The 9,757-nt window shown below is 71.5% G+C and carries 10 protein-coding genes and 1 pseudogene; 3 read left to right on the forward strand and 8 right to left on the reverse strand.

Annotated features, from left to right (window positions below):
• Positions 1 to 6: 6 nt before the first annotated feature.
• The 7 genes and pseudogenes from KGA66_RS19090 to KGA66_RS31125 all read right to left on the reverse strand — a co-directional run.
• Entirely contained in the window at positions 7 to 723 is a 717-nt protein-coding gene (locus tag KGA66_RS19090) for a helix-turn-helix transcriptional regulator (RefSeq protein ID WP_211469522.1), read from the reverse strand.
• 520 nt (positions 724 to 1,243) lie between these two features.
• Positions 1,244 to 1,597, reverse strand: coding sequence for a DUF488 domain-containing protein (locus KGA66_RS19095; RefSeq protein ID WP_211469523.1), 354 nt, complete (start codon positions 1,595 to 1,597; stop codon positions 1,244 to 1,246).
• A 111-nt stretch (positions 1,598 to 1,708) separates the two neighbouring features.
• Complete coding sequence (locus KGA66_RS19100; RefSeq protein WP_211469524.1) at positions 1,709 to 2,947, reverse strand: NAD(P)/FAD-dependent oxidoreductase; 1,239 nt, start codon at positions 2,945 to 2,947, stop codon at positions 1,709 to 1,711.
• Positions 2,948 to 2,953: 6 nt separating this feature from the next.
• Positions 2,954 to 3,103, reverse strand: coding sequence for a hypothetical protein (locus tag KGA66_RS19105; RefSeq protein WP_211469525.1), 150 nt, complete (start codon positions 3,101 to 3,103; stop codon positions 2,954 to 2,956).
• A 168-nt stretch (positions 3,104 to 3,271) separates the two neighbouring features.
• Entirely contained in the window at positions 3,272 to 4,552 is a 1,281-nt protein-coding gene (locus KGA66_RS19110; protein WP_211469526.1) for an MFS transporter, read from the reverse strand.
• Between the two features lie 21 nt (positions 4,553 to 4,573).
• On the reverse strand, positions 4,574 to 5,614 hold the full coding sequence (locus KGA66_RS19115; RefSeq protein ID WP_211469527.1) for a thiaminase II/PqqC family protein: 1,041 nt from the start codon (positions 5,612 to 5,614) through the stop codon (positions 4,574 to 4,576).
• Between the two features lie 397 nt (positions 5,615 to 6,011).
• Positions 6,012 to 6,214, reverse strand: a pseudogene (locus tag KGA66_RS31125) (response regulator transcription factor); the annotation flags it as partial.
• A 72-nt stretch (positions 6,215 to 6,286) separates the two neighbouring features.
• Between KGA66_RS31125 and KGA66_RS19125 the strand changes: the two are divergent.
• From KGA66_RS19125 to KGA66_RS19135, 3 genes are all read left to right on the forward strand, one after another.
• The gene (locus KGA66_RS19125) at positions 6,287 to 6,640 is read left to right on the forward strand and encodes a hypothetical protein (RefSeq protein ID WP_211469529.1); all 354 of its coding nucleotides are present in this window, start codon (positions 6,287 to 6,289) and stop codon (positions 6,638 to 6,640) included.
• A gap of 52 nt (positions 6,641 to 6,692) precedes the next feature.
• Positions 6,693 to 7,733, forward strand: a complete 1,041-nt coding sequence (locus KGA66_RS19130; protein WP_211469530.1) for an NADPH:quinone reductase — start codon at positions 6,693 to 6,695, stop codon at positions 7,731 to 7,733.
• A 174-nt stretch (positions 7,734 to 7,907) separates the two neighbouring features.
• A complete protein-coding gene (locus tag KGA66_RS19135; protein WP_312886983.1) occupies positions 7,908 to 8,774 on the forward strand; it encodes a TrmH family RNA methyltransferase in 867 nt (288 codons plus the stop codon).
• Between the two features lie 235 nt (positions 8,775 to 9,009).
• On the opposite strand, the gene KGA66_RS19140 is transcribed toward KGA66_RS19135, so the two are convergent.
• A complete protein-coding gene (locus KGA66_RS19140; RefSeq protein WP_211469531.1) occupies positions 9,010 to 9,411 on the reverse strand; it encodes a hypothetical protein in 402 nt (133 codons plus the stop codon).
• Between the last annotated feature and the right edge of the window lie 346 nt (positions 9,412 to 9,757).

Here is a 9,757-nt window from a genome sequence, read left to right on the forward strand (position 1 = left end):
GACGGATCAGTCGCTCGTGTGCGCCTGGTTCGGCAGGCTCAGGTGGGCGATGCACAGGTTCGGCTCGACGAATGGGTCGAGCCGGTCCGCGGCCACCGGCGTGCGCAGTTCGGCCAGCGCCCCCTGCATCAGGCCCAGGTGCAGTGAACAGACCACGTCGCGGTGGTGCTCGGCGACCTCGCGGAAGGGACAGTGGTGCAGGCGCACCCGGCCGCCGTTTTCGTCCGTCCCCTGATCCGCCTTCTCGACCTCGGGATCGAAGCCCATCTCGGCCAGGACGCCGACCAGGCGCTCGACCGCCTCGCGCGTGTCGACGTGCTCGAAGGGCGCCGGGCGGTCGATCAGGTAGCCACCCCAGGTCCGGCCGGCCTCGGCCGCGCTGCGCTGCGGCTGCGGCAGGTGCTCGGCGACCAGGGTGGTCAGGATCTCGGCCAGCAGCCGGTAGCTGCGCTGGCCGGCGGCCGCCGCCGCGGGCCGTGCGCGGTAGATCGTGCGCGGCCGGCCCGGCTGCCCGCCGCCCTCGCTGGCGCGCTCGGCCAGGCCGGCCTCGACCAGCGCGTCGAGGTGGAACCGTGCGGTGTTCGGGTGCAGACCGGCCCGCTCGGCGATCTCCTGCACGCCGAGTTGCCCGTCAGCGGAGCGCAGCAGGTCCAGCACCCGCGACCGGCTCTCCCCGAGTGCGGCTGCCGGAGCCGGGTCGGCCAGCGTTCTGTCGGTGTTCACCAGACTATTTTAGCTGAAATTGTCTAGTGGAAACTAGGCGTCGGGAGCGGGCATCGCCTGGATCCGTCGTGCGCGGGTCCGCCGGCCGGTGGTCGGGCAGCCGAAACGCCACCCCCGAAACGCCACCCCTGCGCTTCCTGCCGTTAACCAGAACCCCGTATTGGCTTTCACCGTGTTTTGCCCCGATGGCCGCACGCACCGATGCGGTCCGGCGCGATCGCGCCGAATGCGAAGGTGCCGACGTAGGCGCGGGTGCCGGCCGGTACCCCTGGCCCCTCGCCCATCGCGAAGGAGGGCACGCCCGTGCCGGCAGCGGAATTCTCCGCCGACCTGTCCGAACTGGCCGGCCATCAGCGCACCGCCTGCCTGACGCCGCCAAGCGCAAGGGCAGCGCGGCGTGCAATCCCGGACCGGGCGTGCGCCGAAAAGAGCGGTTCACGCGCTGTGCGGCGTTCACCGGCTCACGCGAGGCGGGAGCCGCCCCGGAAGCGTACCGAGGAGGCCGGCCGAGGCACTGGCTCTAGCGCAATATCTCCGCGAGCACCGCGGCCTGGCTGTGTTCCAAGTCGCGGGTCGCGGTCAACAGGAGCAGCGGCTTGCTGTGCGCCAGTTGCCGCAGTTCGGCGAGCGCCTGTGCGCGCGCGGGTTCATCCAGCTCGGCGCTGTAGCGGCGGCGGAACTCGGCGAACTTCGCCGGGTCGTGGCCGTACCAGGTGCGCAGCTGCGTTGAGGGCGCGACCTCCTTGGCCCACTGGTCCAGGTGCGCAGCCTCCTTCTTCATGCCGCGCGGCCACACCCGGTCCACCAGCACCCGCATCCCGTCCTGCGCGGGCGTGTCGTCGTACACGCGGCCGATCTTCACCTTCGGTTTCATCGACCCATCTCCTTCCCCCCCGATACCGTCACCTCCCCGATACCGTCATACCCCGGCTCCCGGTGTGGGCACCCGACTCCGGCGCCCCGACCGGCCCCGGCCGCCCGTGATCTATTCCGGGCGGGGGAGCGGGAGGCCGGGATCCGCGAGAATCGCCGGATTCACCGGTTTGCCGCAGCGCACCAGCCGCTCGATCGGCTTGACCATGCCGCGCACGTTGACGCTCATGCCCGCCAGCACCCGGTCCCCGGCGAGCCAGAACGCGAGGAAGCCGTCCCCTGCCCGGCCGGTATCGCCCCGCACGACGACCTCGTCGTATCCGCCGGGCTCGATGTGACCGGAGAACTCCATGGCCACGTCGTACTGGTCGCTGTAGAAGAAAGGCACGCGGTCGTACACGGCGGCGCCGTCGCCGAGCATGGCGCGCGCGGCCACCGCCGGCTGATGGCGCGCGCCGGCCCAGTGCTCGACGCGGATGTGCTTGCCGTACAGCGGATGCAGGGCCCGCGCGACGTCCCCGGCTGCGTAGATGTCCGGATCGCTGGTGCGCAGCGACGCGTCCACCACGATGCCGTCCTCGACCGCGAGCCCCGCGTCGGCGGCGAGCCCGGCATTCGGCGCGGCACCTATGCCCGCGATCACGGCGTCCGCGTCCAGGGCCGTGCCGTCGGTCAGATGGACCGTCGCGGGGCCGCGGCCGGTGCCCTCGATCGCGGCGACCTCGGCGGCGAACCGCAGATCGACACCGTGTGCCCGGTGTAAGTGCGCGAATACCGGCGCCATCTCGGGGCCGAGCGCGCGCAGCAGCGGCAGTTCGGCGCTCTCCACGACGGTGACGTGCGCCCCAGCGGCGCGGACCGCCGCGGCCGCCTCCAGCCCGATCCATCCCGCGCCGACCACGACCAGCCGGGCGTCCGGTAGCAGCGCCGCCCGGATCCGCTCGCTGTCCTCGACGCGCCGCAGGTAGAGCACGGGTGCGCCGGGGCCGCCCGGCACCCGCAGCGGGCGCGGCGTCGCGCCGGTGGCCAGCAGCAGCTTCGCGTAGCCGATCCGCTCGCCGCCGCGCAGCACGATCTCGTGGCGCCGCGGATGGATCGCGGTCGCCGCGCTGCCCAGCCGCAGGTCCACATCATGGTTGCGGTACCAGCCCTCGGGGTGCACGAACAGCGCGTCGCGCCCCGCCGTGCCCTGCAGGTATTCCTTCGACAGGGGTGGGCGCTGATACGGCCGCGACGGCTCGTCGCCGACGAGCACGATCCGTCCCCCGTAGCCCTGGGTGCGCAGCGCCTGCGCCGCCTTGGCGCCGGCCAGGCCCGCGCCCACGATCACCATGCCCGCGCTCTCCGGCATCGGGTATCAGTTTTCTGGCTCGGCGGACGCCGGCGCGGCGCCGAGCGTGTGGTCGGGTTGCTCGCCGCGCCGGTCCCGGCCCGCGTCGAACCTCGCCACGCCCTCATCCTCCAGGCTCTGCACCATCTCATCGTACTGGACTGCGGGTTCGGCCACCTCGTCTGGCACCCGCCGCCGTCAGGCTCAAGCCGATCCTCATCAGCCCCACGACCGGCCGCGGCCCGGGCATCGCCGCGCGCGCCGGCACCGCTCATAGTATTCGCGTATCCGGGACCTGCGACCGGGTCATTAGTCAGAGACATCCGTTGTTCTCGCGGCGGATAACTACGGCGACCCCGCAGTGCAGCCGTCCCCGTCTTCCGCTCGGGCCGCGAGTAGATGCCTTGAGAACACGCCGAGGACGAAGACCATTGCGCCGCCCGCGCAGAGATACACGGGCACCGGCACACCGAGCGCGATCATCGCCGCGCACAGGCCCGACCCGAAGGTCGCACCGCAGTAGGCGATTCCCCGGCAGGCGCCCGCCACCCGGCTGATCATCGTGCTCTCGCAGTGGTTCTGCCGGTAGGTGCGCCAGCACACGTTGAACACCAGGCCGGAGGAGATGAACGACGCTTGGGCGACGGCCACGACCCACGCGTCGGGCGCCACTCCCAGGAGCACCCCCGCCGCTCCGAGGCCCAGCAGCCCGAGGCACATGCCGCGCAGCAGGCCGATCCTGCCGGCCAGGCGCGGCACGACGAGCGAGGCGAGGAGCGCGGCCGCGCCGCCGCTGGCGAACACGGCACCGGTGACCACGCTCGAGACACCCAGGTTTTGCCTGAGACGGTAGACCACGAGCACCTCGAAACCGCCGAGCGCCGCGTTGTTCAGCGTGCTGAGCATCACCCCGTACCTCAGCCGGGCCGTACGCCACAGGTACACCAGCCCCTCGCGGATCGAGTCCGCAAGGTTTCGGTACGCCGAGTCGCCGCCGCGGCCAGGTACGCCGGCGAAGCGGACCGTCGAGATGATCGCCGCGGCCAGCACGAAACTCAGGGCGTCGATCAGCAGCGGAAGCGAACCCCTCCAGACCGACACGAGCAGACCGGCGATGATCGGCCCGAGGATGACCGTGAGGGTGCGGGTGGATTCGAGCGAGGAGATCACCTTGATCCTGCGCTCGGGGCGCACGACCTCGTTGAGTGCTCCGTCGAACGCGGCCAGAAGCGCCGAGGTGAGCACGGAGAGCGCGAACACGCCGACGAAGAGCAGGGGCAAGCGTTGCTGGCGGCCGGAGATGGCGAGCGCGAGCACCCCGAGGACCGCGGCTGAAGCCAGGCTCAGCGTCACGATCATCCGCTTCTTCCCGTTGCGGTCCGCCCAGGCCCCGCCTGCCACACCGAAAACCAGGTGCGGCAGCATCGAGACGGCGTAGAGCGCGGCCATGACGGACGCAGAGCCCGCGATCGCGTACGCGATGAGCGGAATGGCCAGGGCGTAGACCTCGTCGCCGGTCTGGCTGACAGCCTGGGCCGTCCAGTAGGCCAGGGCGCCGCGGGCGCCGCGGGAGGGGGACTGCCGCGCTGTGCCGATCGTCTCGTCTGCCGCCGCGCCCGTCGTCACCGCACTGTCTTCCCAGCGGGCTCAGAGACTGAAGTAGTCCACGGACAGACGCGGGATGTAGTTCGCGATGTCCGAGTAGTACTGGATGACCTGGTCGTGGAACTGGTCGTACGAGTGCTTGATGTCGTGCAGGTTGTTGACGGCCTTGTGTGCCTTCTCCGCCGGGACGCTGCCGACGATGTTCATCGCCTCCCGCAGCAGGCCGACGTGCCCGGCTTCGAGGTCGATGCGCATGTGTGTGATCAGCGGCTCGGCGCATTCCTCGGGGAAGCCCGCGAGCCTGGCGGCCTTGCGCAGGCTGGCGGCCCCGCCCTCGAAGTCGTCCGCGCGGGCCTCGAACAAGGTGGTGCACGCGATGTACGAGAGCGTGTCGCGCCGGGCGACCTCGCACAGGTTGTTGATCAGGGACCAGGTCCCGATCACGGGATGGGCGCGCTGGATCTGTTCCTTCGGCAGGCCCATTCGCTTGAGCGCCTGGAGCAGCATTCCGGCGTGGTTGTACTCCTCGGTGAAGTACTTCGAGAGGATGGGTTCGAGCCGGTCGTCATCGCAGTGCGCGATCGCCGTGGCGATGTGCCGGGGCGCGGACTTCACGTAGTGGTAGGTCTCGAGGATGATGCCGAGGAAGACCTCGCTGCGCAGGGACCCGTCGTCGAGGCCGGAATACAGCCGGTGGTATCCGATCTGCCGGCCCCACATGTCACAGCTTGCCTCGATCTGGTCCGCGTAGCTCTCCCCGGGGACCGCGACGAGCGGCTTCGGGTCGTGCAGCAGCCCCAGAGCGTCGAAGGTCTCGACGATCGCACGAACCGAGTCGATGTCAGCGCCCGAACGCTTCGAGATCTCCTCGACCGTGTGGCGGCCGTCGAGATATCGCTTTATCGTGAGGAATTCCGCGCGGGTGCCGAAGTCCTCGGTGATCTCGAAGTACTCCTTGCCGACGATCATCAGCATCGGGGAGTCGTCGGAGGTCCACTTGAAGGTGCAGTGCCGCAGCCGCGGACGTTCGGTCCTGTCCTGCGTGGCCGCTGGCACGGTGGTGTCGGCGCCGGAAGCGCTCATGGCCGCTGTCCATCCTTCCTGGTCGTCTCGCGCGGCGCGGCGCGGCCCGAAGACCGCGCCGCCTCACGGGCTCGGTCAGCCGCAGGTCACAACCGCGGCCATCTTCGAGTCGCGCTCGGGGGCCTCGACCTTGACGACAGTGATCTTAACCATGATCAACCACCTTCCAGTTGACGGGATCCGAACAAACTCCGGCCTCGCCCACAGTGCGGCGAAACCTATCAGAATTCTGTCATGCTTGGCCCGAGGCTCCCAGGTCCTGATTTTGTGGCCTATCTCACCCGCGTTCCATGTTTCGAGTCGAGCCGATCGGGTTCTGCGATGTACAGCGCGTCAGTACGCGTCAGCACCCGAATTCATTCTCGGCGTCCCGGGCGCGGTGAACGACGCGCCGGTGTCAGGCTTCGGATGCGCTGCGCGGAGTGACGAGGCCGGTTTCGTAGGCGAGCACGACGGCCCGGGCCCGGTCGCGCAGATCGAGTTTGGCGAAGATGTGCGCGACCGGCGACTTGACGGTGGCCTCACCCACGGTCAGCCGGCGGCCAGTTCGGCGTTGGAAAACCCGCGCCCCATCAGGGTGAGGATTTCCAGCTCCCGCGGTCGGGAAGCGGGCACGGATCTGGTAGCCATCGCCGCAGGTCCGCCCCGCCTCGAACGCACTTCTTCGCTCCCGTGCGCTCCGTCTCCGGCCCGCTGCGGCTCGAAGCCCTCGACGCCGCGGTGATGAACGACAAGGGCGAGCTGACGCTGCCGGCGAACATTCCCGGCGCTTGGATCGTGGCCGACCAGACCATCACCCCGTCCGGCCGGGTCTTCGTCCTGCCGGTCGTCATGCAGTGCCAGAACGGCACGCACGAGGAGTGCTGGAACTGGCTGGCCCGCCAGCACCTGCGGCAGGAGGTGACCTATCAGCCCGCCGGCCGGTACTGGGACATGCAGGCACACGAGTGCGCCATCTACCTCGCCCTGGCCCTCGACCTGTCAGGGGTCTGCGTCTGGAGGGTCCGCGGCGGCCTGCTGCACTGAACGGGCCCGGACCGGGCGGAATACCGGGCGCGCGCCGCGGCTTGTCGCCGGTATGGCGACCACATCCACTGAGAACATCGCGATCGTGTACTCCCACGGCGGCGGACCCGAGGTGCTCAAGCTCACACGCCGCGCGGTTCCCGAGCCCGGTCCGGGCGAGGTGCTGGTGAGAGTGCACGTGTCCGGGGTCAATCCCACCGACTGGAAGACGCGGGCCGGCGGCGGGCAGAGCGGGGCACCCGGGGCCGAATGCGTGCCGAACCAGGACGGCGCCGGCGTGATCGACGCGGTGGGCGCCGGGGTCGATCCGGGACGCGAGGGGCAGCGGGTGTGGGTGTGGGAAGCGGCGTGGCAGCGCACCGAGGGCACGGCGCAGCAGTACCTGGTGATCCCGGCGCGCCAGGCCGTGCCGCTGCCCGAGGGCGCGTCGTTCGACCTGGGAGCAAGCCTGGGCATCCCGGCGTTGACCGCACACCGCGCCCTCACGCTGGCCGCGGACGGGCCCTCGCGGCTGGCCCCCGGGGCGCTGGCAGGGCGGCGGGTGCTGGTCGCCGGGGGCGCCGGCGCGGTCGGCAACGCGGCGATCCAACTGGCACGCTGGGCCGGCGCGCAGGTGGCGGCCACGGTCAGCGGCGAGCAGAAGGCGCAGCTGGCGCGGGCGGCCGGGGCCGCGCACGTGGTCAACTACCGGGACGCCGACGCGGCCGCGCAGATCCGCGCGGTGTTCCCCGGCGGCGCGCAACTGATCGTGCAGGTCGCGCCCGCGGCGAACGCGGCGCTGGACGTGGCGGTCGCGGCGCCCGGTGCGACGGTGGCGTTCTACGCGAACGAGGGCGGCGACCGGCTGGAGCTGGGAGTGCGGGACCTGATGTTCGCGAACCTGGCGTGGCACGGGCTGCTGGTGTACACGGTGACCGCCGAGCAGAAGGACGGCGCGGTCGCGGACGTCTCCGCGGCGGTGGCGGCCGGGGCGCTGCGCGTCGGCGCGGACGGCGGGCTGCCGCTGCACCGCTTCCCGCTGGAACGCGCCGGCGAGGCGCATGCCGCGGTGGAGGGCGGCGCGGTCGGCAAGGTGCTGATCGACCTGCCCTAGCTTGGCCGTCCGGCCCGCCCCGGTCAGCGCGCCGCGCCGCGGGCCGGTGGTGTCGGTGGCGGCGGTGGCGGCGGTGGCGGCGGTGGCGGCGGTGTCGGGCGCTGTCGGTGCGGGGCAGCGCCCGCGGTGCGCGGGCCGGGAAGCGCCCGCGGGCCCGCGATAGGGTTGGCGTTTGTGTCCGCGATCAACACCGATGTCAGCGCGCTGCGAGAGGCCGGCGGGCGCGTGGTGCGCGTCGAAGCGGCAGACGACCCGCGGCTGCGCGACTACGTGGGCCTGACCGACATGCAGTTGCGCACCCGGGCCGAACCCGAGGCGGGCCTGTTCATCGCCGAGGGGGAGAAGGTCATCGAGCGGGCCCTCGGCGCCGGATACCCGATGCGCTCGATGTTGCTGTCGGACAAGTGGCTGGCGGTGATGGCGCCGGTGATCGCGCGCAGCGTCGCGCCGGTGTACGTGGCGCAGCCCGCTGTGCTGGAGCAGGTGACGGGTTTCCACGTGCACCGCGGGGCGCTGGCGGCCATGGGGCGCCGGCCGCTGCCGGACCCGGGCGCGCTGCTGGCCGGTTCGCGGCGCGTGGTGGTGCTGGAGAAGGTCAACAACCACACCAACATCGGGGCGATCTTCCGCAGCGCGGCGGCGCTGGGCATGGACGCGGTGCTGCTCGCACCGGACTGCGCCGACCCGCTCTACCGGCGTTCGGTGCGTGTGTCGATGGGCACGGTCTTCGCGGTTCCGTACGCGCGGCTCGGCGGCCCGCAGGACGCATCGCCGTGGCCCCGGGCACTGGACCTGCTGGCCGAGCACGGCTATCGGCGAGTCGCGCTGACCCCGGCGAGCGACGCGCTGGACCTGCGGGCGCTGCGCCTGGAAGCCGGCGCGAAGGTGGCGCTGCTGCTGGGGTCGGAAGGCGACGGGCTCTCGCCGGGCGCGCTGGCGGCGTGCGAGCTGCGGGTGCGCATCCCGATGGCGGCAGGTGTGGACTCGCTCAACGTCGCGGCCGCGGCCGCGGTCGCCTGCTACGCGCTGGCCGGCGCCTGACGGGCGCGGTAAGCCGCTGTTCACTCTCGCGGATGATTCGGGCGCCGCGGCAGGTTGCGCCGCGGCGACGGGGAGATATCAGCGGGTGGCGGGCCGGCCGGGCACGCCGTCGTTCCGGTTATTCCGCGCGCCCGTTTCCTGTGCCGCGGCTTTCCAAGTCGGATTTCCGCCGCCTGCTTTTCCGTCGCGTCTTTTCTGGAGGGCGGCCTTCGCGGAGTGCTTTATCGCGGTCGCTTTATCGCGGGTTGTGTTTCGCCGGGCGCGGCGCCGGATTTCGCGCTCCCGGTAATCCGGCGGTTTCGGGCGGTGAGTGCGTTTCGCCGGGCGCGGCGGCCACGGCGCGGCCCTCGCGCAGACCCGAGAGCAACTCGCGCCAGGGGAAGCGGGTGAACGGCGTGGCGGCGTACGCGCCCTCGGCGCCGAGCGGGATCAGCACGATCGCGGCCAGCAGCGCCTCGTGGGGCGCCTCGGGCGCGTGCGGCCCGGCCGCGGGCGGCGGAGCGGCGGGCCGGGTCTGCTGGCCGGTGCGGTGGCGCTGGTGGTAAGCGCGGCGGCGGCAGGCCGCGGAGCAGTAGCGCCGTGGGCGGCCGGCCGGCGCCGGTGCGGGTAACGGATCGGCGCACACCAGACAGTTCAACGGCATCCTCTCCCGAGCGCGTCCCGGCGCAAATCCGGCGGAATTGATCCGTCCGGTTCCGCCGTGAATGATCCTGCCATAGCCGCGGAACCCGGTAACACGGCCGATCGAGTGAACCCGGTATTGTTTTTTCACACGGCGCCGGGGATTCTCTATTTCCGCGGGATGCGGACGGCCCGGGTTAAAGCCGGGTGAATGCGCGCGCGGCGGCCGGCGCGGATCAGGCGCCAATGCCACTTAGCTTGATGGGTTCAGGGCTCTGATCAGGTTGTTTCCACTGGTTTCGGGGTCGGGGCGGTAGCGTTCGGGGGTGAGTTCGAGTGCTGAGCCGATTGCGCCGTTGACG

Origin of the sequence: Actinocrinis puniceicyclus, from assembly GCF_018283645.1 — a bacterium.
In the GTDB taxonomy this organism is placed as follows: domain Bacteria; phylum Actinomycetota; class Actinomycetes; order Streptomycetales; family Catenulisporaceae; genus Actinocrinis; species Actinocrinis puniceicyclus.

Bases quoted from the DNA above. Each gene is read 5' to 3' on its own strand.
- KGA66_RS19095 (WP_211469523.1), bottom strand. From the start codon at position 1,597: ATGAAACCGAAGGTGAAGATCGGCCGCGTGTACGACGACACGCCCGCG.
- KGA66_RS19100 (WP_211469524.1), bottom strand. From the start codon at position 2,947: ATGCCGGAGAGCGCGGGCATGGTGATCGTGGGCGCGGGCCTGGCCGGC.
- KGA66_RS19115 (WP_211469527.1), bottom strand. From the start codon at position 5,614: ATGAGCGCTTCCGGCGCCGACACCACCGTGCCAGCGGCCACGCAGGAC.
- KGA66_RS19130 (WP_211469530.1), top strand. From the start codon at position 6,693: ATGGCGACCACATCCACTGAGAACATCGCGATCGTGTACTCCCACGGC.